Genomic DNA, 22,985 nt, shown 5'->3' with positions numbered 1-22,985 from the left:
GCGACAAGAGCCGGCGTATCCGGTGCAGTACAGCTGGCGTGAAACAGCGGATGCCCGGAAGGACGATGTCATGGCCACCTCACCCACAGCACTTCCCACGGTCGTGCTGGTGCACGGCGCGTGGGCCGACGGATCAAGCTGGCGCCTGGTGGTGCCGCTGCTGCTCGACAAGGGCATCTCGGTCGTCGCCGTACAGAACCCTACGACGTCCCTCGCCGCCGACGTCGAAGCGACGCGCCTCGTGCTCGATTCGATCGACGGCCCGGTGGTGCTGGTCGGCCACAGCTGGGGCGGCGCGGTGATCACCCAGGCCGGCAACGATCCGAAGGTCAAGGCGCTGGTGTTCGTCGCCGCGCTGCCGCCGAAGGCCGGCGAGTCGGTCGGCGACTTGGTCGGCTCCCACCCCTCTCCTCCCGGCCTCAGCCAGATCATCGATGATGGCCGCGGGATGTTGAAGCTCAGTCCGGAGGGCTGGGTCCGCGACGTCGCGCAGGACATTCCGGAACAGGACGCGCGCGTGCTCGCCGCGGTGCAGCCGCCGCTTCCCGCCTCCACCTTCGGCGACCGGATCACCGAAGCGGCGTGGACGACGCGGCCCAACTGGTTCATCGTCTCGGCCGCGGATCGCGTCGTCAGCATCGAGCTGCAGCGCGAGCTGGCGACGCGCCTGAACGCGCGAACGACCGAACTAGACAGCAGCCATCTGTCGATCCTGTCGCAGCCCCGCGCCGTCGCCGACGTGATCGTCGGGGCGGTCGACGCGGTCGCGGCGGCCGGCTGAGCGCCCGCATCGGAGTTCCGCCATGACGCACCATGAACAGCACGACACCGAGACCACACCGCCGACGCGCCGGTCCGATCTTCAAATCTCGCGCCGGGACCTGATGGTCGGCGCCGCCAGCCTCGCCGTTCTGCCCGGCAGCGCGATGTCGCAACCGATCCACCCAACCCGTACTTCACCAGGAGGCCACCCGATGAGCAGCAGTTTCGCCAAGACCAAGGACGGCGTCGACATCTACTACAAGGACTGGGGCCCGAAATCGGCGCAGCCGATCATGTTCCATCACGGCTGGCCGCTGTCGGCCGACGATTGGGACGCGCAGATGCTGTTCTTCCTCGCCAACGGCTATCGCGTCGTGGCGCACGACCGCCGCGGCCATGGCCGCTCGTCGCAGGTCGATTTCGGCCACGACATGGATCACTACGCGGCCGACGCTTTCGCGGTGGTGGAGCATCTCGACCTCAAGAACGCCGTGCATATCGGCCACTCGACCGGCGGCGGCGAGGTAGCGCGCTACGTCGCCAAGTTCGGCGAGCCGAACGGCCGCGTCGCCAAGGCGGTGCTGGTCAGCGCCGTGCCGCCGCTGATGCTCAAGACCGAGAAGAACCCGGGCGGTCTGCCGATCGAAGTGTTCGACGGCTTCCGTCAGGCGCTGGCCGGCAACCGCGCGCAGTTCTTCCTCGATGTCCCGGCCGGCCCGTTCTACGGCTTCAACCGTCCCGACGCGAAGGCGATGCCGGGCGTCGTCAACAACTGGTGGCGCCAGGGCATGATGGGCAGCGCCAAGGCCCACTATGACGGCATCAAGGCGTTCTCCGAGACCGACCAGACCGACGATCTGAAGACCATCACCGTCCCGACCCTGGTGCTGCACGGCGAAGACGACCAGATCGTGCCGATCGAGGACTCCGCGAAGCTGTCGGTCAAGCTGCTGAAGAACGGCAAGCTGAAAACCTATCCGGGCTATCCGCACGGCATGCTCACCACCCATGCCGACGTGCTGAACGCCGACCTGCTGGCGTTCGTAAAGGAATAAAACTCCGCGATAACCACACCGCGGCCCGGCCCGACCCATCGTCGCGCCGGGTCGTTGCGTGTTGCCTGACGTCTACCACCCGTATTGTAACCGGACGCCGAGATAGTCGCTGCTGCGGCCACCGGCGGTGCGGATGGTGTCGCCGACTTCGAAATGCACCGCTTCGATCGCGCCGGTGAGATGCGCATCGAAGGCGTAGTCGAGGCGGAGCTGGCCGTAGGTGCCGGTCCAGGCGCTGCCGGCCCCTGCTGTGCCGGCCACCCGGCACACTCGGCTGCACGTAAATCGCATCCGCCGTCGTGGCGCGCCATTGCAGGCCGACCGCGGCCATCAGCTTCAGCCGGCTCGCCGGCGAGATGGTGATCGACGGCTTGAGGTGGACGAGGTTCGCATAGCCGGAGAAGCCCGCCAGCGTGAAGTAATAGCCGTTCGGGAACAGCGGATTGAAGGTGCCGAGCACGCCGTCTTGCGGCCGGTCGTCGCCGGATGCAGCATCGAACTGCAATCCGAGCCGAGGCTGCCAGGCGGCCGGCAGCGTGTAGCCGGCGCGGGCTCCCACCGCCCAGGCCCGCGCCGCCGAGGCGCCTACCTGCCCGGTCTGCCCCATCGCTTCGAGGTCCCAATCGAGCGGGCCCTGCTTGCCGGCAAAACGGATGTCGAAAATATGCCGGCGCTCATAGCCGGTGGCATCGAGATAACGCGCGCCGGCGCGCTCATACAGCGAATAGTACGCCGACAGCTCGTTATCGCCGAGCACCTTGCGTTCGATGCGGAGCGTGCTGAAACGGAACTGATCCGACGAGCGATCGTCGAACGGCCGATCGTCGAAATACTGCACCGGCCGGCTGACGAAGCCGATGAACCGCCAGGTGCCGGTCTCCCAATCGGCCCACACCGCATCGAACGATTGCCGCACGTTGGGGCCGTCGCGCGACGACACGAAGCGCTGCAGGTCGAACGCGAAGTCCTGCCGGCCGACCCGGGCCTTGAGCAGTCCGCCGGAGAACTGCTTGGTGTATTCGAGAAACGCCAGCCGCAGATCGACACGATCCTGATCGACCGAGGTGACATTCAGCTTGTCGAACGCCCGATCGTCCTCGAGGGTGCCACATAGACATGTGTGGTGTCGTATTGCGGCGCGACCGCAACCGATGGGGTGGCATGGCGCGCTTCCTTCGCTGCCACCGGCGAACTCAGCACGGCGGCGATCGCCAGCAGCAGAAGAGGTTTCGAGATCTGTTTCACGGAAGTCTCCTCGCCAATATCAGGACATCGATCGCCGTTGGTCGGACAGCATCGCCACCAGCACCAAGCCGGCGATCAGTCCGAGATGTTCGAAGAAGGCGTTGGCCTGCATCCATCGGTCTGCGGCCGGCGCTGACCAGAACGCATTCGCCGTAAGCATCGCCACGAAGGTCAGGACGCCGAGCGCGCCGGCGCCAAGCCAGACCAGCCGGTCCGTCAGCACCAGGAGCGAGCCGCCGAGTTCGACGACAATGGCGAGCATCGCCCACAGCCATCCGGGATCAAGTCCGAACCTCTCCTGTTCGGCCACAGCGCCGGCGAAATCGAACAGCTTCACCGCGCCGCCGAGCAGATACGCGGACACCAGTGCGACGCGCACGGCATGCCACAGCAGTTGCGACGACAGAATCGTCGCCACCCACCGCGGCTCGCCGGCGAGCCTCACCTCACACCGCCCAGCAAGCGCAGCCGAGCGCGCCCCAGAAGCTCTTGAGATCGGAGACCGGCAGCTTGCTCGACCACGCGGTGGCGTGATCGTGGCCATGCAGCGTGCAGCTATTGGCGCAGCCGCATGACGTCATCGCCTGCACCGCGACCTTGCCGGCGGCGTTTTGGTCGTCCGCCCAGGCTGCATAGCCGCCGAACCGGCGCACCGGCGACCAGTCCGGCATCGCCGGCGGCGGCGCGCTGTCGTCGAGAGCAGCGAACTCGCCGGCGCCGTACACCACCTTGCCGCCGACCATCGTCAGCAGTGCGGTCGTATCCGCGATCTCGGCTTCGCTGCAGGAGAAGTAGTCGCGGTCGGGCACCACCACGTCGGCGAGCTGGCCCACGGCGATGCGCCCCTTGTTGCCTTCCTCGTTGGAGAACCAGGTGACGTTCTCGGTCCACATCCGCAGCGCGGTCTCGCGGTCGAGGCAGTTGCGCTGCGGCGTGATCCGCAGGCCCCCCACGGTGCGGCCTGTCACTAGCCACGATAGCGACACCCACGGATTGTACGATGCGACCCGGGTCGCATCGGTGCCGGCCGACACCTTGACGCCGCTGTCGAGAATGCGCTTCACCGGCGGGGTCGCCTCCGCGGCGCCGAAGCCGTAGCGCTCGACGAAATACTCGCCCTGATAAGCCATCCGGTGCTGCACGGCGATGCCGCCGCCGAGCGCTGCGATCCGGTCGATCGAGCGGTCCGAAATCGTTTCGGCATGATCGAAAAACCAGTGCAGACCGTCGAGCGGCGTATCCTGGTTCACCTTTTCGAACACGTCGAGCGCGCGGGAGATGGTCTCGTCATAGGTCGCGTGCAGACGCCACGGCCATTTGTTCTGCACCAGGATGCGCACCACCTCTTCGAGCTCGCCTTCCATCTCCGGCGGCATGTCGGGCCGCGGCACGCGGAAATCCTCGAAGTCGGCGGCCGAGAACACCAGCATCTCGCCGGCGCCGTTGTGCCTGAAGTAGTCGTTGCCCTGCTTGTATTTGGAGGTCTTGGTCCAGTTGAGAAAGTCGTCCTTCTCGCCCTTCGGCTTCTGCGTAAACAGATTATAGGCGAGCCGGATCGTCAGCAGCCCCTCTTCGTCGAGCTTCTGGATCACCGCGTAATCGTCGGGATAATTCTGGAAGCCGCCGCCGGCGTCGATCGCACCGGTGACGCCGAGCCGGTTCAGTTCACGCATGAAGTGGCGGGTGGAATTGACCTGATAGTCGAACGGCAGCTTCGGGCCCTTCGCCAGCGTCGCATAGAGGATGTTGGCGTTCGGCTTGGCGAGCAACAGGCCGGTGGGATTGCCGTTGGCGTCGCGGGTGATCTCGCCGCCGGGCGGTTCCGGCGTGTCCTTGGTATAGCCCACCGCACGGAGCGCAGCTCCGTTGAGGATGGCTCGGTCATACAGGTGCAGCAGAAACACCGGCGTATCCGGCGCCACGGCGTTGAGTTCGTCGATCGTCGGCAGCCGCTTCTCGGCGAACTGGTGCTCGGTGAAGCCGCCGACCACGCGCACCCATTGCGGTGGCGGCGTGATTGCCACCTGGCGCTTCAACATGTTCATCGCATCGGCGAGCGAGCGGACACCGTCCCAGCGCAGCTCCATGTTGAAGTTCAGGCCGCCGCGGATGATGTGGAGATGGTTGTCGATCAGACCAGGCAACACCCGCCGGCCCTTCAGATCGATCACGCGGGTCGAGGGACCCGCGAGCGGCAAGACATCGCGGTCGTGGCCGACCGCCGTGAACCGTCCGTCCGCGATCGCCACCGCACTGGCGGTCGGGTTGCTCCGGTCCAGCGTCGTGAACAGGCCGCGATGCAGGATGAGATCGGGTGCGTCGGTCATGAGTGCTTCTCCGGAGCGTTGGCGCGCGCGGACCGTTCGGGCGATCCGGCGTCGTCCCGACCCGGCAGCATCCCGAACATGTGCGGCGCGCATTTCGCCTGCCGCCACGCGGCGGCGAGGCCGTGGCCGGCGATCATCTGGCGGGCCACCGGTACGATCTGCTCGCCGGCGAGGATGCCCAGCAGCCCGACCAGCGCCACCAGCGGCGGCGCCGGCGAGCGCACGTTGAGCACGCTGTAGATCACGCCGACCAGCAGGCCGACGGCGAGCGACAGCAGATAGACTTTCATCGTGCGCCCCCCGGCGTCGCGTCAGGCGGCCTTGCTGCCGCCCTCGGAGGCGTGCTCGCCGAGCGCCCATTTGGAGAAGCGAACCTGGATGCCGTAGGGCGAATGCGCCCGCAGGATATCCATCATGCCCTCATAGGTTTCCGAGCGCGCCCAGTCCTGCTGCAGCTCGAAGGCGTACTGGCACGAGGTGATCGGCACCGCACCGGCCTGGATCGCCCGCTCCATCGAGCGGTTGTGCGCCTCCATCGACAGGTCGCCGCAGGCGTCGGCCGGGATGTAGATCTCGTAGCCTTCCTTCAGCATGTCGAGCGTCGGGAACATCACGCAGGCCTCGGTCCACAGTCCGGCGATCACGAACTTCTTGCGGCCGGTGGCGGCGACGGCCTTGCGGAAGTTCGGATCGAGCCACGAGTTCATCGAGGTGCGATCGATGATGTCGAGGTTCGGAAACAGCTCGGTGACTTCCGGCATGAACGGGCCGGAGAACGAATCCTTGGCAACCGTGGTCAACACCGTCGGGATCTTGAACAGTTTCGCTGCCTTGGCGAGGATCTGGATGTTGTTGAACACCACCAAGCGGTCGTGCGACTGCACGCCCTGATACATCGCGGGCTGATAGTCGATCAGCGCGATCGCGCTGTTCTCGGGGGTGAGCATATCCAGTTTCGACATCGAAGGACTCTCCAGGTTGACGGCCCGACAGGCGATGGAAAACGAGTTGGCGCGATCATGCCCGCCCGGCGCCCGCATCGCTTGGACGAACCCGTCACCGATTGCACGAACCCGCGGCGCCGTCGGCAGGCGGCGGGCGACAGATCGTCGCCTGCGGTCCCTCCGCGACGGAAACGTCCAAACCGCGGCAAGGCGCTGCAATCGCCGCATGGCCCCGGCGGCTAGGCTGCCCGCGGCCGCGTACCGCGCGGGCTCGCGGCGTGTGCGGCCGCGGATCGACGCTTGACCACCGAAGGCGCGTTGCGATGACCGACCGGTACCGCCCGCCGAAGCGAGGACCCGATGAGCACCGTGCAGGGAGAGCTGCCGACGGCGACGCCGCGACCGTCGGCGTGGGCAGCGTTTCGTCACACCGCCTTTGCGGTGGTGTGGACCGCGACCGTCGTCGCCAATATCGGCACCTGGATGTACAACGCCGCCTCCGGCTGGCTGATGACCAGTCTCGAGGCGGATCCGCTCACGGTTTCGCTGGTGCAGGTGGCGTCCAGCCTGCCGATGTTCCTGTTCGCGATTCCGGCGGGCGCGCTCGCCGACATCGTCGACAAGCGTCGCTTCTTGATCCTGATCGAGATCGTTCTGACGGTGTTCGCCGTCGCCAGCGCCACGCTGGTCGGGCTCGGCCGGATGGACCCGGTGTTGCTGCTGCTGTTCACCTTCCTGCTCGGCGCGGGCGCGGCGTTCGCGGCGCCGGCCTGGCAGTCGATCGTGCCGCTGCTGGTGCCGAAGCCGGATCTCGGCTCGGCCGTCACCAGTAACGGCGTCGGCGTCAACGTCAGCCGCGCGATAGGGCCGGCGCTCGGCGGCGTCGTGATCGGGGTGATCGGCATCGCCGCGCCGTTCTGGATCAACGCGCTCAGTAATCTCGCGGTGATCGGCGCGCTGCTGTGGTGGCGACCGCCGGCGGCGCGCACCACCGGGCTGCCGCCGGAGCGCCTGTTCGGCGCGATCGTGATCGGCTTCCGCCACGCTCGTTACAATCTTGACCTGCGCGCAACCCTGATGCGCGCGGTCGCGTTCTTCTTCTTCGCCAGCGCCTATTGGGCGCTACTGCCGCTGGTAGCCCGCTCGCGTATCGCCGGCGGCCCCGAACTCTACGGCATCCTGCTCGGCGCGATCGGCCTCGGCGCCGTCGTCGGCGCGTTCGTGCTGCCGTGGCTAAAGGCGCGGCTCGGACCGGATCGCGTGGTCGCGGCCGGCACGCTCGGCACCGCACTCTGTCTCGCGCTGCTCGGCGCGGTCCACCGCGTCGAACTCGCTGTGCTGGCCTGCGTTATCGCCGGCCTGTCGTGGATCGCGGTGCTGGCCAATCTCAACGTCTCGGTCCAGGTCGCGCTGCCCGACTGGGTGCGCGGCCGCGGCCTGGCAATGTTCGTCACCACATTCTTCGGCGCGATGACCGCCGGCAGCGCGCTGTGGGGCCAACTCGCATCGCTGTTCGGCCTGCCGGCCGCGCATTTTGCCGCCGCCGCTGGCGCGGTACTTGGGATCGCAGCGACCTGGCGCTGGAAGCTACGCGGCGGCGCCGACAGCGATCTGTCGCCGTCGATGCACTGGCCGTCGCCGGTGCTGACGCTCGACACCGATGCCGATCGCGGCCCGGTGCTGATCACCGTCGAGTACCAGGTCGCGGCCGGCGAGCGCGACGACTTCCTCCAGGCGATCCGCCGGCTGAGCCGGCATCGCCGCCGCGACGGCGCCTATGCGTGGGACGTCTTCGAGGACGCCGCGCAGCCCGGCCGGTTCGTCGAAGTGTTCAAGGTGGCGTCGTGGCTCGAACATCTCCGGCAGCACGAACGCGTCACCAACGCCGACCGCGTCCTCCAGGATCAGGTGCACCGATTCAGCGCGAGCGCGGAGCCCCGCGTAACTCACCTTTTGGCAGCAAAGTTTCTCCAGTAACGCGGGGCAATGTTTCGCATCAACACCACCGCAACTGGGCTTCCGCTGTTCTAGCCAGCCCTTTCGCCATCACAACGCCTTCTCGTCATTCCGTCGTCGATCGTTCAAGCAAATCCTGAAGCCATTCGAACCAAGCTTAGTCGTCCGCTCCCTTTTGCTTTTCCCGGCGGATCGGCCGAAGTCGAAGAGCGTCCATGAATTCATGGACGCATTGATGCGAGCTCGTTGAGCGCCGTTACCAAAACGGATCGCGTTTCCCGAGCGGAAGTACAAGGCGATAGCAACGACGCGGCGCTGGAGGCGCACACCACGATCGCGTCAAGACGAACTGCCTCCACCATCATCGATGATGTTGAAATAGAACCGTCTCGCAATTCAGCCACCCGCTAATGTCCGCTTATGGACCGACAATGACCGACGGGTTTGGACGTGGACTGAGCGCGTCTTAGCTACCTCGGCAGCGATGTGCGTTGCAGCATCAGCCGCGCTTCCTTTGGCCCGATGGCTGTAATCGAAGTTGGCTCCGAACGGCGATTTTGGAGCATCCCTCTAGAACGCATAAAATGGTGAGGCTCATACTGCCCCTCTCGTTCCATGCACATTGAGATTCCGAAATAGGTCAGCAAACGTGACCAACACATCATTTTCCAGGGACTGCGAGGTCACCCGACAGCTTCTAGGGATGGATAGGATTGTTGCGGCAGGCGTCGAGGATGGATGCCGATCCACGACCGTCCGAAGCATGGCATCGATCTGGGATTTGTGTCGCAGGGTTGTGCATCAGCCCCCCAGCTCGGAAATTTAACACAACATTATCAATAAAATAGACCAATCTGGCTGGGGCGGGAGGGATCGAACCTCCGCATGGGGGAATCAAAATCCCCTGCCTTACCGCTTGGCTACGCCCCAAAAAGGCCTATCCCGGCCCGCGCATTGCGGCCGGGCGGCGGATTCGCCTCGGCTCCGCCGGTCTATCGAGACAAAGGCGGCTTTTCAACCGCCGAAAGCCCGAAATCCGGCCCGATCGCGCAGCCGCAGCCGCAACATCGCGATCCCCGGCCGGCTCGTCCGGCGATCGCGACCCCACGGACGGTTGAGAGGAGCGGCATTTCGTGGAAAAAGGCCGGCATCCTTCCGTCAGCCGAGACACTGTCATGACCTATCGCGCACCGATCGACGACATCCTTCTTTCGCTGAACCACGGCGCGGGATTGCAAGCGGCGGTCGCCGCCGGCCATTTCGGCGACTACGACGGCGAGATCACCGCGCAGGTCCTCGACGAAGCCGGTAAATTCGCCAGCGACATCCTGGCGCCGCTGAACCGGGTCGGCGACAAGCACGGCATCAAGCTCGAACACGGCAAGGTCACCACCGCGCCGGGCTGGCCCGATGCCTATCAGCGCTGGATCGCCGCAGGCTGGAACGCGGTGTCGGGGCCGGAGGATTTCGGCGGCCAGGGGCTGCCGATGGCGGTCAATGCGGCGTGCACCGAGATCTGGGCGTCGTCGAACATGGCGTTCGGACTGTGCCCGCTGCTGACGCTGTCGGCGATCGATGCGCTGCACACACACGGCAGCGACGAGCTGAAGCAGATCTATCTGTCCAAGCTGGTGTCGGGCGAATGGACCGGCACGATGCAGCTCACCGAGCCGCAGGCCGGCTCCGACGTCGGCGCGCTGCGCACCCGCGCCGAGCGGGCCGAAGGCGGCAGCTACAGGATCTTCGGCAGCAAGATCTTCATCACCTACGGCGATCACGACATGACCGACAACATCGTGCATTTCGTGCTCGCCCGGCTGCCGGATGCGCCGGCCGGCACCAAGGGCATCTCGCTGTTCCTGGTGCCGAAGTTTCTGGTGGGTGCCGACGGTACGCTCGGTGCCCGTAACGACATCTATCCGAGCGGGGTCGAGCACAAGCTCGGCATCCACGCCTCGCCAACCTGCACCATGACGATGGGCGACAATGGCGGCGCGATCGGCTATCTGATCGGCGAAGAAAACCGCGGCATGCAGTGCATGTTCACGATGATGAACCAGGCGCGCCTCGCCGTCGGCCTCGAGGGCGTCGGCATCGCCGACCGCGCCTATCAGCAGGCGCTGGCCTATGCGCAGGAGCGCAAACAGGGCCGCGCGATCGGCAGCACCGGCTCCGGATCAGATCCGATCATCAAGCACCCGGACGTCAAGCGCACGCTGCTGACGATGCGGGCCCTGACCGGCGCCGCGCGCACGATCTGCTATTCGACCGCGGTCGCGCTCGACATCGCGGCGCGCAGCTCCGATCCCAAGGTCAAAGCCGCCGCCGCCGCCCGCGGCGCGCTGCTGACGCCGATTGCCAAGGCGTTTTCCACCGACATCGGCATCGAGGTCGCCTCGCTCGGCGTGCAGATCCACGGCGGCATGGGCTTCATCGAGGAGACCGGCGCCGCGCAGCACTATCGCGACGCGCGGATCGCGCCGATCTACGAAGGCACCAACGGCATCCAGGCGATCGACCTCGTCACCCGCAAGCTCGGCAACAATGGCGGCGCCTCGGTGTTCGCGCTGCTCGACGAGTTGAAGCTGATCGTCAAAAGTGTCGAAGCGTCGAACGACCCCGGCTTCGGCCTCACCGGCCTGCGGCTGCGCGAGGCGCTGGAATCGCTCGATCGCACCAGCCGCTATCTGCTCGACAAGCTCGGCGGCGCCACCAACGATGCGCTGGCCGGCGCCACGCCTTACCTGCGCCTGTTCGGCGCCACGCTGGGCGGCTGCACGCTGGCGGCTGAAGCGCTCGCGGCGCGCGATCTCGACGGCATCAGCGCGCCGTCGCGCTATGTCGCGCTGGCGCGGTTCTTCGCCGAGACGGTCGCCGTCCAGGCCCCGGCGCTGGAGCGCAGCGTGATCGACAGCGCCGAAGCAGTGGCCGGTGCCGAAGCGGTGCTGTCAGCCTGATCCGCCGCGCAAGCGGCCATACCGAAGCCCGCCACCGCGAGCGGGCCGTTCCTGGGGGAAATCATGTCCGAGCATCTGATCGTCGCCGATGAAGAGGGCGTGCGCGTGATCACCATGCGCCGTCCGGAAAAGAAGAACGCCCTGACGCAGGGCATGTATCGCCGGATGAGCGATGCGATCCGTTCGGCGCAGGACGATCCCACCGTCCGCTGTCTGGTGATCACCGGCGGCTCCGGCGTGTTCACCGCCGGCAACGACCTCGACGATTTCCTCAAAGCCGGCACCGACCAGAGCGGTGCGCCGCGGGTGACGGCGGCGACCGATTTTCTCTACGCACTGGCGCACAACCAGAAGCCGCTGATCGCCGCCGTCGACGGGCTGGCGATCGGGATCGGCACCACGATGCTGTTTCACTGCGACGTCGTGCTGGCCTCTACCGCCGCGACGTTCTCCACGCCGTTCATCCAGCTCGGCCTGGTGCCGGAAGGCGCCTCGAGCCTGCTGGCGCCGCGCACCATGGGCCACCAGCGCGCCTTCGCGATGCTGGTGATGGGCCAGAAGCTCAGTGCCGAACAGGCGCGAGAAGCCGGCTTCGTCAACGCGGTGGTGCCGCCCGGCCAGACCGAGGCCGATGCGATGAAAGCCGCCCGCGACATCTGCGCGCTGCCGGCCGAAGCGGTGGCGATCTCGCGCAAGCTGATCAAGCCGTCACCGGACGAGCTGATCGCCCGAATCGATCAGGAGAGCAAACTGTTCGGCGAGCGCATGACATCGCAGGAAGCGGTCAGCGCGTTCATGAAGTTCTTCCAGCGGAAGAAGGGATAGCGGGGTTTTCGAGCCAGCCAGAAGCAGGCGTGGTTGAACAGGACGCATCAAGGAAATGCAGCGGCGAGCCGCACGATCCGGCGAAGCCGATACCAGGCGGAATCCGACATTCCCGTCCTATCCGGACTGATTAGGCCCGGGGCTCGTCGTCGCCCCCGATGCGGTACCCGATGCCCGGTTCGGTCAGGATGATCTGCGGCTCGTCGGCGCGAGCCTCGATCTTCTGGCGAAGCTGGCCGACATAGACTCGCAGATATTGCGTATCCGAGGTGTGCGCCGGCCCCCAAACCGCCGCGAGAATCTGCCGATGAGTGACCACGCGGCCGGCGTGCCGCGCCAGGAACGACAGCAGCTCGAATTCCTTCGGCGTCAACTTCAACTCGGCTCCGTCGCGGACGACGCGATGGCGCACTGCATCGATCTCGATACTGCCGACTTTTAGTCGCAGGGGCTCCGCGTTGCGCCGCTGTCGGTGACGCAGCGCTGCGCGCATCCGCGCCATCAACTCGCCGATGCTGAACGGCTTGTTGACGTAGTCGTCGGCGCCGAGATCGAGCGACTCGATCTTCTCGATCTCGCGCTCGCGCGCCGACAGCACGATGATGGGGACCTCCGACCAACCGCGAACCTGGCGGATGACGTCCTTGCCATCGCCATCGGCGAGACCGAGATCGAGCAGCACCAGATCGGGCGCGTCGGCGGCGATACGCTTGACCGCATCGGTGACGGTCGCGGCGCTCGCCATCTCGTAGCTGTTGGCTTCCAAGGCCGGCCTGAGGAAGCGCAGGATCGCCGGTTCGTCGTCGACCACCAGCACGCGCGGCTTGATGCTCATGGCTCGGTCGCCTCCCGCGGAAAGCTGAGGATGAAGCGGGCGCCGCGCCCCTGATCGACCGGACTCTCGGCGCTTATCCCGCCGCCATGCGCCGCCATGATGCCCTTGGCGATGGCGAGGCCGAGCCCGGTGCCCTGACCGCGATGCGTCGAGTCCTGCCCGGCCGGCGTCCTTCGGGTGAAGCGCTCGAACAGCATCGGCAAGTCCGCCGGATCAATTCCCATGCCGTCGTCTGTGATGCGCAAATCCACGGTCGCTGACGACAGGGTGGCATCGATCGTGACACGGCTCGCCGGAGCGGTATGTTGAAGCGCGTTGTTGACTACGTTTCCGACCGCCTGCTCCGCCAGCGTCGCATCGGCGCGGACCAGCGGCAGGTCGGAGGGCAAAGCGATCTCGATTTGTTGTTGGGCCCCGCGCCGGCGGGCCGCCGCTGCTACCCGCGCCGCGATCTCGCGAAGGTCGAGCCAGTCGCGGCGCAACTCCAGTGCACCGGCCTCGATTCGCGTGATCGACAGCAGATTGCGAACCATCTCGTCGAGCGCCTCCGCTTCCTGCCGGATATTGCCCAGCAGGTCGCGCTGTCCGGCGGCATCGATCTTGTCGCCGTAGCTGAGCATACTCGTCGCCGAGCCGAGGATCGAGGCGAGCGGCGTGCGGAAATCATGCGAGATCGAGGCCAGCAGCGTATTGCGTACCCGCTCGGTCTCGGTGGCGGTGCGGGCGCTGACCATCTCGCGTGTCAGCGAGGCGCGTTCCAGCGCCGCGGCAGTCTGCTCGGTCAGCGTATCGAGCAGCGCGCGGGATTCGGCATCGAGCGGCGCCGTCTCCTTGTTGCGGCCGACGCCGATCACGCCGTAGGTGACGTGGCCCGTCCGCACCGGCAGGAAGCGCCATGGTAACATCGGCAGCGTGCCGGTGTCGGTGCCTGCGGGCTCATTGTGGGTGTAGGCCCAGCGCGCCGCGGTAATCGCCGCCGCATCCAGCTCGTCTTCCGGCGGCCATGCCGCCGCCAGCTCGAGATCGTCGCCCGCCGGCAGCAGCACCACGACCCCGCGCGCCAGCGACGCGTAGATCTCGCTCGCCGCGCCTTCGGCGATCGTCTCCGGTGTGGCGAGACCCGACAGCCGGCGGGTGAACTCATACAACCGCCGCATCGCCCGGACACGGTTGGCCGAGACCCGGACCTGTTCGCGCAGACGCCCGGCCAGCGTCGCAGCGACGAACGCCACCACCAGATACATGATCAACGCCAACAGCTCGTAGGGCTCGGCGATGGTGAAGGTGTGGACCGGAGGAATAAAGAAGAAATTATAGGCGAGAAACGACAGCACGGATGCGTAGATCGCCGGTCCGACCCCGGACTTGATGGCACTGAACAGCACCGCCATCAGAAACACGATCGACAGATTCGGCGTCGGCACTGCCCCCACGATCAGCTTGCCGACACCGACTGCGCCCGCCACCGCGACCGAGGCATACAGGAGATGGGCCGGCGTCGATGCGTTCAGCCGTACCGACAGCGGCACCCTCGGCAGCGGCCGCTGATCGGATTGCCGCGGCACCAGATGCACGGCGATGTCCTGCGAGCGGCGCACCAATTGCTGCGGCAATGAAGGCCACAACATGCCGCGTAGCCCGCTGCCCTCTGCGCGTCCGATCACGATCTGGGTGACGTTTTCGAACCGGGCGAAACGCAGCAGCTCCTCGGGAAAATCGACGCCGGTCAGGGTATGAACCTCGGCCCCCAGACTTTCGGCGAGCTTGATCGCGTCGTCGCAGCGCTTGCGCGAGGCGGCATCCGGATTGGAACCGGGCCGCTCCACCGTCACGGCCAACCATGGCGCATCCATCAGATCGGCGAGTCGCTTTGCGGCACGTACCACTCCTGGCGAAGACGGGTCAGGCCCCACACAGGCCAGAATGCGCTCGCCCGCCGCCCACGGCCCTTCAATCGCCTGCGCCTGCATCCGCTCAATCAGCGCCGCGTCGACCCGTTCTGCGGCGCGTCGCAGCGACAGTTCGCGCAGCGCGGTGAGGTTCTGCGGCTTGAAGAAGTTCTCCACCGCGCGCACCGCGGTGTCCTGAACATAGACCTTGCCCTCGGCCAATCGCTTCAGCAGTTCGTCCGGCGGCAGGTCGACCAGCACGATCTCGTCGGCGCGATCGAACACCTTGTCGGGCACGGTTTCGCGCACCCGCACCTTGCTGATCTTCAGGACGACGTCGTTGAGGCTCTCGAGGTGCTGGATATTGAGGGTGGTCCAGACATCGATGCCGGCGGCGAGCAACTCGTCGACGTCCTGCCAGCGCTTGGGATGGCGGCTGCCCGATACGTTGGTGTGGGCGTATTCGTCGACCAGCAGCAGGTCGGGCCGGCGTTCGAGCGCGGCGTCGATGTCGAACTCGCGCATCATCTGGTTGCGATAGACGATGCTGTGCCGAGGCAGGACTTCGAGACCGTCGAGCAGCCGCTCGGTCTCGTGGCGGCCGTGGGTCTCGATCAGCCCGGCGACGACGTCGCGGCCACCGGCCTTTTCGTGGTGCGCGGCAGTCAACATGGCGAACGTCTTGCCGACGCCCGGCGCCGCGCCAACAAAGATCTTCAGGCGGCCGCGTCCCTCCTTGCGCGCCAGCTCCAGCAGCGCGTCCGGCGATCCCCTGGCGGTGGCGGTCACGTTCGACATCTCGCCTCGATCGGTTCAGAGCCCCATCCTATCCAGCGCAAGGTTCAATTTCAGTACATTTACGCGCGGTTCGCCGAACAGGCCGAGGTCGCGGCCCTGGGCTTGGCTGTCGACCAGCGCCCGGAGTTTTCCCTCATCGACGCCCCGCGCCTTGGCGACTCGTCCAACCTGAAACAGCGCGGCCTCCGGCGAAATGTCCGGGTCGAGGCCACTGCCCGAGGTGGTCACCAGATCGATCGGTACGGCGGCGCCCGGGTTGGCGGACTTCAGCACCGTGACGTCGGCGGCCAGCCGTTCCTTCAGCGCCGCGCTGGTCGGGCCGAGATTGGCGCCCATCGAGTTCGCCGCATTGTAGGGCGCCGGCACGGTCTTGGTTGCGTCCTGCGGGTCCGGCGCGGTGGTGGCCGAAAGGCGGCCGTGAAAATATCTCGGGTCGGTGAACGCCTGACCGATCAGCGCCGAGCCGATCACCCGACCGTTCTGCTCGACCAGGCTGCCGTTGGCCTGCGTCGGCAGCAGCACCTGCGCAACGCCGGTGATCGCCAGCGGATAGAGCAGACCGGTGAGCAGCGTGAGCACGGCGAACACCACCAGCGCGGGACGGATTTCCTTCAACATGACGGCCTCCTCTTTACACGAGATGCAGCGCGGTGACGGCGAGGTCGATCGCCTTGATGCCGACAAACGGCAGCACGATGCCGCCAAGTCCGTAGATCAGAAGATTCCGCCGCAGCAGCGCCGCGGCGCCGATCGGCCGGTAGGTGACGCCCTTCAACGCCAGCGGAATCAGCGCGATGATGATCAGCGCGTTGAAGATGATTGCAGACAGAATGGCGCTCTGCGGCGTCGACAGACCCATGACATTGAGGGCGCCGAGCTGCGGATAGAACGCCACGAACATCGCCGGAATGATCGCGAAATACTTCGCGACGTCGTTGGCGATCGAAAACGTCGTGAGCGCGCCGCGGGTCATCAGTAGTTGCTTGCCGATTTCGACCACCTCGATCAGCTTGGTCGGATCGGAATCGAGGTCGACCATGTTGCCGGCCTCGCGCGCGGCCTGCGTGCCGCTCTGCATCGCCACCCCGACATCGGCCTGCGCCAGCGCGGGGGCATCGTTGGTTCCATCGCCGCACATCGCGATCAGGCGCCCCTGCGCCTGCTCGCCACGGATATAGCGCAGCTTGTCCTCGGGGGTGGCCTGGGCAATGAAATCGTCGACGCCGGCTTCGGATGCGATCGAGGCCGCGGTCACCGGATTGTCGCCGGTGATCATCACCGTCTTGATTCCCATCCGCCGGAGCGCGGCGAAACGGTCCCGGACGTCCGGCTTGACCACGTCCTTGAGATGGATGACGCCGAGCAGTCTCCCTCCCTCCGCCAGTCCGAGCGGCGTGCCACCGGAGCGGGCGATGCGGTCGACCGCGGCGCGGAACGCCGGCGGCTCGCTTACCTCACTGCCGGATTGCTCCCGCACGAAGCCGAAGACCGAGTCGATCGCCCCCTTGCGCAAGCGGCGGCCGCCACTGTCGACGCCGGACAACCGCGTATTGGCGCTGAACGGAACGAACTTCGCTCGCTGGTCCGCCGGTTGCGGCGCTACAGCATATTTCTCCTGCGCCAGCGCCACGATGGAGCGCCCCTCGGCGGTCTCGTCGGCTTCGCTGGCGAGCAGCGCCGCAGTGGCCGCTTCTTGTTCGGTGACGCCCGGCACCGGGATGATCTCGGTGGCGAGTCTGTTGCCGAAGGTGATCGTGCCGGTCTTGTCCAGCAACAGCGTGTCGATATCGCCTGCCGCCTCGACGGCGCGTCCCGACATCGACAGCACGTTGAAGCGCACCAGCCGATCCATGCCGGCGATGCCGATCGCCGACAGCAATGCGCCAATGGTCGTCGGAATCAGCGTGACGAACAGCGCCACCAGCACGATCACCGAGATCGATCCGCCCGCATAGGAGGCGAAGCTCGGGATCGAAGCGGTGGCGAACACGAAGATGATGGTGAGCCCGACCAGCAGGATATTGAGCGCTATCTCGTTCGGCGTCTTTTGCCGCTCGGCTCCCTCGACCAGCTTGATCATGCGATCGAGAAACGAGGAACCGGGCTGCGAGGTGATGCGGACCACGATGCGGTCGGACAGAACCGTCGTGCCGCCGGTCACCGCCGAGCGGTCGCCGCCCGACTCCCTGATCACCGGCGCGGACTCACCGGTCACCGCGGCTTCGTTGACCGAAGCGATGCCCTCGATGACCTCGCCGTCGCCAGGGATCACGTCGCCGGCCTCGCACACCACCAGATCATCGACCATGAGACGCTCGGCCGCGACCCTCTCGAAGAGTTCATTGTTACCGGGCATCAGCAACCGCTTCGCGACCGTGCTGGCGCGCGTCTGCCGCAGCGTATCGGCCTGCGCCTTGCCGCGCCCCTCGGCGATCGCTTCGGCGAAATTCGCGAACAGCACGGTGAACCACAGCCAGATCGCGATCTGGAGTTCGAAGGCGAGCTCGCCGTTGCCCGTCGCCATGTCCCGGATCAACAAGACCGTGGCCAGCACCGTCACGACTTCGAGTACGAACATCACCGGGTTCTTCACCAGCGTGCGCGGATCGAGCTTGACGAACGCCTGACCGATCGCCGGCAACATGATCGCGGGATCGAGCAGTGTGGTCTTTCTCGCCCGCTTGCGGAGTTTGGAAGCTTGCATGATCTTGCTCCTAGAACACTTGACCCGCCGCCATCGCCAAGTGCTCGACGAGCGGCCCGACGGCGAGCGCCGGAAAAAACGTCAGACCGCCGACGATCAGGATGACCCCGATCAGCAGCCCGACGAACAGCGCACCGGTGGTCGGGAAGGTGCCCGACGACGCGCGGATCGATTTTTTGCCAGCGAGCGAGCCAGCAATCGCCAGCGCCGGCACGATCACCCAGAACCGGCCGACGAACATCGCCACCGCACCCGCGAGGTTGTAGAAGGGTGTATTCCCGCTCAGCCCGGCGAATGCCGAGCCGTTGTTCGCCGTCTGCGAAGTGAAGGCGTACAGCACCTCGGAGAAGCCGTGAGGCCCGGCATTGGCCATCGACGCCACCGCCGGCGGGTACACCACGGCGATTGCGGTCCAGCCCAGCATCATCAGCGGCAGGATCAGGATCGCCAGCATGGCCATCTTGACCTCGCGCGCCTCGATCCTCTTGCCGACGTATTCCGGAGTGCGGCCGACCATCAACCCGGCAATGAAGACCGTCAGGATAGCAAACAGCAACATGCCGTAGAGGCCGGCGCCGACGCCGCCGATCACAATCTCGCCGAGCTCCATGTTGACCAACGGGATCATGCCGCCGAGCGCGGTGAAGGCGTCGTGCATCGAATTGACGGCCCCGCAGGATGCCGCAGTGGTAACCACCGCGAACAGGGCCGAGGCGGCGATGCCGAAGCGGACTTCCTTGCCTTCCATGTTGCCGCCGGCAAGTCCGAGCGCGTGCAGGGCCTGGGTGCCGTTGGCCTCCGCCCAGTAGCAGACCGTGACTCCGACGATGAACAACACGCCCATAGCCGCGAGGATCGCCCAACCCTGGCGCTGGTTACCGACCATGCGGCCAAACACGTTGGTCATTGCCGCGCCGATCACGAAGATCGCCAGCATCTGCACGAAATTCGACAGCGCGGTCGGGTTCTCGAACGGATGCGCGGCGTTGGCGTTGAAGAAACCGCCGCCATTCGTGCCGAGCATTTTGATTGCAACCTGCGACGCCACCGGACCGAGCGCGATCGTCTGCCGCGCGCCTTCCAGCGTCGTCGCCTCGGCATAGGGCCCCAGCGTCTGCGGCACGCCCTGCCACACCAGGAAAAGCGCCAACGGCACGCACATCGGCAGCAGCACATAGAGAGTGCAGCGGGTGATATCGACCCAGAAACTTCCCACCGTCGTCATCGACGCACGGGCAAAGCCTCGGATCAGTGCCACCGCCAGCACGATCCCGGTCGCCGCCGAAAGAAAATTCTGATGCGTGAGCCCGAGCATCTGGGTGAGGTAGGACAGCGTGGTCTCGCCGCCGTAGTTCTGCCAGTTGGTATTGGTGATGAACGAGATCGCGGTGTTGAGGGCCAGATCGGGGGCCACCGCGCCCTGCGCCGCCGGATTGAGCGGCAGTCCTGCCTGCAGCCGGAGCAGCGCATAGAGCAGCAGGAATCCGCCGACGTGGAACAGCAGGAGCGACAGCGCGTAGCTCAGCCAGTGCTGCTCGTGCTGCGGATCGACACCCGCGGCGCGATACAGCGCGCGCTCGACCGGGACGAGAACGGGCGACAGCCACGTGCGGCGACCATCGAACACGGCGGTCAGGTAGGCGCCGAGCGGCGCCGTCAGCGCCACGACGACGGCGCCGAACAGGAGAATTTGTATCCAGCCGATCAGAGTCATGGCTCTCTCCTCAGAACCGTTCCGGACGCAGCAGCGCATAGGTGAGATAGAGGAGGAGCCCGGCGGTCACCGCCGCAGCGAGTGCGAGATCGAGCGACATGGTGTGCCTCTCAAATCCGCTCGCAGGTGTAGGCATAGCCAATGGTCAAGACGAACAGTCCGGCACCGGTCAGCAACATGAACAGATCGAGCATCGAAGCCTCCTGAAAGATTGCGTCAGGAGGCAGGTATCGATCGGCACGTAAGGAAACGATGCGGAAATGACGGTCGGAGCATAAAGACGGGATAAAGATGCCCGCCGGACCCGGGCGCAATCATCAGGGCTGCTGCCCACGGAGGCCACGGCAGAACGCGGCTGGCCCATCTTCGCAGCGCCATGCGGCTTCGGCCCGCAAGCAGGACGCTCCGGCCAGGAGGCGACGATCGGCGAGCCGACCGGCGCAAGGGCGCAGTCGGGGCGCGACGCGGGACGCGGGTATCGAATAAGCGGGCTTCGTTCGCCGCCCTGGCCGCTTACTTCTTCCCCGCCCCGAATTCTTGGTTGCTGAACGGATTCGCCGCAGGCGTCTGCATCCTGATGAAGCCGAGCTTCACCGACTGGTGGCAGGAATTGCATCCCGCGGTGAGTTCACCATAGGCGCGGACGAATTCCCGGCGATCCTTGGCGGCGATCGCCGCCGATATGGCGTCGAGCGGCTTGGCCATGGTGGTGACGTCGTTGACCGGCAGACTCTGATACAGTGCTGCGGCGTCTTCCAGCCTGGTCTTGAGCTGCTTGGTCTCGTAGGTCGCCAGTCCCCAATTGCCGGCCTTACCGGCGAACCACAGCTTGATGTGCCCGACCTGTGCGCCCTGCATCAGATCGGCGAGGCGCGGCTGGGGCCTCTCGCCTTCCCGCGGTTGCTGCGCGCCGGCAAGGGAGACCGTGCCGACCAGTGCCATGGCACCGATGACCACAGCAGCGGGCTTGGCGAGCGAGAACCTCTTCATGCGTCATCCCCGGGATTGTACGAGCGTCGCGACTCGGCGACGCGCCGATGGAACGGCATCAGTAACGCGCCGCCGACGTCCAATTCAATCGGCACGGCCGCAAGGTTGGTATTCGGCGAAGGATCGATAGCGTTCGCGATGCGGCAAAGCGACGCCACGCCGCGCTTGCATTCGGACACGCGGCAGGCGATGCGGGGCCTCCAACAGCTCTGTCCGGATCGCCGATGACCAAGCTTCGCCACCGCACCGCCCTGCTCGCCGCCGCGACCGTGATGATGCTCGCCGCGGCGCCGGCGACGCGCGCCGCCGAATTGCTGCCGCCGCCGGTCGATCTGCGCATCCTCGCGATCAACGACTTTCACGGTAATCTGCAGCCGCCGCCCGGCGGCATCATGATCGACGATCCGGCGGACCCGGCCAAGAAGATCCAGGTCGCGGCCGGCGGTGCCGAGCATATGGCGACGCTGGTCAAGGAGCTGCGCAAGGGACGCCGCAACACGATCTTCGTGGCCGCCGGCGACCTGATCGGCGCCAGCCCGTTCCTGTCGGCGATGTTTCACGACGAGCCGACCATCGAGGCGCTGTCGGTGATGGGACTGGCGTTGTCTTCCGTCGGCAATCACGAATTCGACGAAGGCAAGACCGAACTGCTCCGGATGCAGAACGGCGGCTGCCATCCGGTGGACGGCTGCCGCGGGCCGCATCCGTTCAAGGGCGCAGCGTTCAACTATCTGGCCGCCTCCACGGTCGAGACCGCGACCGGCAAGACGGTCTTTCCGGCCTACGCGATCCGCAAATTCGGCGGCGTGCCGGTGGCGTTCATCGGGCTGACGCTGAAGAACACCCCCAACATGGTGTCGCCGCCGGGCGTCGCCGGCCTGTCGTTCAGGGATGAGGCGGAGACCGTCAACGCCTTGATCCCCGAGCTGAAGGCCGAAGGGGTCGAGGCGATCGTGGTGCTGATTCACGAAGGCGGCTTTCCCACCGGCGACTACAATGCGTGCCCGGGAATCTCCGGCCCGATCGTCGAGATCGTCAACAAGCTCGATCGCGCCGTCGACGTGGTGATCAGCGGCCACACCCACCGCGCCTATAATTGCCGGATCGACGGCCGCCTCGTGACCAGCGGCGACAAATACGGCACCATCGTCACGGCGATCGATCTGAAGCTCGACCCCACCACCCGCGACGTGATCAGCGCCACGGCGAATAACACCATCGTCCGCACCGACACGCTCGCGAAGGATCCGGCGCAGACCGAACTGATCGCCGCCTACGACAGGCTCGCCGGTCCGATCGCGGCCCGGCCGGCAGGCTCGGTCACCGCGGCGCTGTCGCGGATGCCGAATATGGCCGGCGAAAGCGTGCTCGGCGACGTCGTCGCCGACGCCCAGCTCGCCGCAACGATGGACCAGGACAAGGGCGGGGCCGAGATCGCATTGACCAATCCCGGCGGTGTCCGGTCGGATATTCTCGGCGGTGAAGGCGGTGCGGTGACCTTCGGCCAGGTGTTTGCCGCGCAGCCGTTCCGCAATCAGCTCGTGACGATGACGCTGACCGGCGCACAGCTCAAAGCGGCGCTGGAGCAGCAATGGGCGGAGCCGGCGCGACCGCGGATACTGCAGGTGTCGAAGGGGTTCAGCTTCGCCTGGGATGCGGCCGCAGCGGCCGGCTCGCGAATTCCGCCCGACAGGATGACATTGAACGGAGCGCCGATTGATCCGGAACGGGCGTACCGCGTCACGGTCAACGCCTTTCTCGCCGCGGGCGGCGACGGCTTCACCGTATTCAAGGCCGGTGCTGCACCGCAAACCGGAGTCTACGACGTCGATGCGCTGTTCGCTTATTTCAGGACCGGCAGCCCGGTGGCGCCGCCGGCCGCCGATCGAATCGTGCGACTGAATTGAGCGACGCGACGGCTAAGCCTTAAGCGGCCCTTTCGCTCGCGGCGACGAATAACTACATTCATCCGAGTATATTCGAA

The 22,985-nt window shown here is 66.2% G+C and carries 18 protein-coding genes, 1 tRNA gene and 1 pseudogene; 6 read left to right on the top strand and 14 right to left on the bottom strand.

The window, feature by feature from the left end; all coding sequences use genetic code 11:
* The first annotated feature begins 22 nt into the window (after positions 1–22).
* Together FLL57_RS01070 and FLL57_RS01065 are read left to right on the top strand one after the other, a co-directional pair.
* Positions 23–781 carry an alpha/beta fold hydrolase gene (locus FLL57_RS01070; RefSeq protein WP_235677188.1) on the top strand — a complete coding sequence of 253 codons (759 nt, stop codon included), beginning with the start codon at positions 23–25 and terminating at the stop codon, positions 779–781.
* 193 nt (positions 782–974) lie between these two features.
* Positions 975–1,817, top strand: a complete 843-nt coding sequence (locus tag FLL57_RS01065; RefSeq protein WP_047307430.1) for an alpha/beta fold hydrolase — start codon at positions 975–977, stop codon at positions 1,815–1,817.
* A 72-nt stretch (positions 1,818–1,889) separates the two neighbouring features.
* On the opposite strand, the pseudogene FLL57_RS01060 reads toward FLL57_RS01065, so the two are convergent.
* From FLL57_RS01060 to FLL57_RS01035, 6 genes and pseudogenes are all read right to left on the bottom strand, one after another.
* A pseudogene (locus FLL57_RS01060) lies at positions 1,890–2,919 on the bottom strand (alginate export family protein); the annotation flags it as partial.
* Positions 2,889–3,062 carry a hypothetical protein gene (locus FLL57_RS01055; protein ID WP_235677187.1) on the bottom strand — a complete coding sequence of 58 codons (174 nt, stop codon included), beginning with the start codon at positions 3,060–3,062 and terminating at the stop codon, positions 2,889–2,891. The pseudogene FLL57_RS01060 and the gene FLL57_RS01055, both read right to left, overlap by 31 nt.
* 19 nt (positions 3,063–3,081) lie before the next feature.
* Complete coding sequence (locus tag FLL57_RS01050; RefSeq protein WP_142881904.1) at positions 3,082–3,507, bottom strand: DoxX family protein; 426 nt, start codon at positions 3,505–3,507, stop codon at positions 3,082–3,084.
* 1 nt (position 3,508) lies between these two features.
* A complete protein-coding gene (locus tag FLL57_RS01045; RefSeq protein ID WP_142881903.1) occupies positions 3,509–5,389 on the bottom strand; it encodes an amidohydrolase in 1,881 nt (626 codons plus the stop codon).
* Positions 5,386–5,679, bottom strand: a complete 294-nt coding sequence (locus FLL57_RS01040) for a XapX domain-containing protein (RefSeq protein WP_142881902.1) — start codon at positions 5,677–5,679, stop codon at positions 5,386–5,388. The genes FLL57_RS01045 and FLL57_RS01040 overlap by 4 nt, the downstream gene beginning before the upstream one ends.
* 21 nt (positions 5,680–5,700) lie before the next feature.
* Positions 5,701–6,351 carry a hydrolase gene (locus tag FLL57_RS01035; RefSeq protein WP_047307436.1) on the bottom strand — a complete coding sequence of 217 codons (651 nt, stop codon included), beginning with the start codon at positions 6,349–6,351 and terminating at the stop codon, positions 5,701–5,703.
* Between the two features lie 342 nt (positions 6,352–6,693).
* Between FLL57_RS01035 and FLL57_RS01030 the strand changes: the two genes are divergently transcribed.
* Positions 6,694–8,310 carry an MFS transporter gene (locus FLL57_RS01030; protein ID WP_047307437.1) on the top strand — a complete coding sequence of 539 codons (1,617 nt, stop codon included), beginning with the start codon at positions 6,694–6,696 and terminating at the stop codon, positions 8,308–8,310.
* A gap of 834 nt (positions 8,311–9,144) precedes the next feature.
* Here the strand turns inward: FLL57_RS01030 and FLL57_RS01025 are convergent.
* Positions 9,145–9,219: transfer RNA gene (locus FLL57_RS01025), tRNA-Gln, on the bottom strand.
* A 245-nt stretch (positions 9,220–9,464) separates the two neighbouring features.
* Between FLL57_RS01025 and FLL57_RS01020 the strand changes: the two genes are divergently transcribed.
* Together FLL57_RS01020 and FLL57_RS01015 are read left to right on the top strand one after the other, a co-directional pair.
* Positions 9,465–11,246, top strand: a complete 1,782-nt coding sequence (locus tag FLL57_RS01020; protein WP_142881901.1) for an acyl-CoA dehydrogenase — start codon at positions 9,465–9,467, stop codon at positions 11,244–11,246.
* Positions 11,247–11,309: 63 nt separating this feature from the next.
* A complete protein-coding gene (locus FLL57_RS01015; RefSeq protein WP_142881900.1) occupies positions 11,310–12,071 on the top strand; it encodes a crotonase/enoyl-CoA hydratase family protein in 762 nt (253 codons plus the stop codon).
* 130 nt (positions 12,072–12,201) lie between these two features.
* Here FLL57_RS01015 and FLL57_RS01010 read toward each other — a convergent pair whose 3' ends face one another.
* The 7 genes from FLL57_RS01010 to FLL57_RS00980 form a co-directional block, all read right to left on the bottom strand.
* Positions 12,202–12,906 (bottom strand): response regulator, encoded by a 705-nt coding sequence (locus FLL57_RS01010; protein WP_013500905.1) that lies wholly within the window; start codon positions 12,904–12,906, stop codon positions 12,202–12,204.
* The gene (locus FLL57_RS01005) at positions 12,903–15,593 is read right to left on the bottom strand and encodes a sensor histidine kinase (RefSeq protein WP_142881899.1); all 2,691 of its coding nucleotides are present in this window, start codon (positions 15,591–15,593) and stop codon (positions 12,903–12,905) included. The genes FLL57_RS01010 and FLL57_RS01005 overlap by 4 nt, the downstream gene beginning before the upstream one ends.
* Before the next feature lie 15 nt (positions 15,594–15,608).
* Entirely contained in the window at positions 15,609–16,211 is a 603-nt protein-coding gene (locus tag FLL57_RS01000; RefSeq protein ID WP_013500903.1) for a K(+)-transporting ATPase subunit C, read from the bottom strand.
* A gap of 13 nt (positions 16,212–16,224) precedes the next feature.
* On the bottom strand, positions 16,225–18,297 hold the full coding sequence (gene kdpB, locus FLL57_RS00995) for a potassium-transporting ATPase subunit KdpB (protein ID WP_142881898.1): 2,073 nt from the start codon (positions 18,295–18,297) through the stop codon (positions 16,225–16,227).
* Between the two features lie 10 nt (positions 18,298–18,307).
* A complete protein-coding gene (kdpA, locus tag FLL57_RS00990; RefSeq protein ID WP_142881897.1) occupies positions 18,308–20,011 on the bottom strand; it encodes a potassium-transporting ATPase subunit KdpA in 1,704 nt (567 codons plus the stop codon).
* Between the two features lie 10 nt (positions 20,012–20,021).
* Positions 20,022–20,111, bottom strand: a complete 90-nt coding sequence (locus tag FLL57_RS00985) for a K(+)-transporting ATPase subunit F (protein WP_080964129.1) — start codon at positions 20,109–20,111, stop codon at positions 20,022–20,024.
* A gap of 413 nt (positions 20,112–20,524) precedes the next feature.
* Positions 20,525–21,001: a hypothetical protein gene (locus tag FLL57_RS00980; protein WP_142881896.1), complete on the bottom strand. Its 477-nt coding sequence runs from the start codon at positions 20,999–21,001 to the stop codon at positions 20,525–20,527.
* A 224-nt stretch (positions 21,002–21,225) separates the two neighbouring features.
* Between FLL57_RS00980 and FLL57_RS00975 the strand changes: the two genes are divergently transcribed.
* On the top strand, positions 21,226–22,908 hold the full coding sequence (locus FLL57_RS00975) for a bifunctional metallophosphatase/5'-nucleotidase (RefSeq protein WP_142881895.1): 1,683 nt from the start codon (positions 21,226–21,228) through the stop codon (positions 22,906–22,908).
* Positions 22,909–22,985: the final 77 nt, after the last annotated feature.

It is taken from the genome of Rhodopseudomonas palustris (genome assembly GCF_007005445.1).
GTDB lineage: Bacteria > Pseudomonadota > Alphaproteobacteria > Rhizobiales > Xanthobacteraceae > Rhodopseudomonas > Rhodopseudomonas palustris_G.
This window is presented reverse-complemented; position numbering and strand designations above follow the sequence as displayed.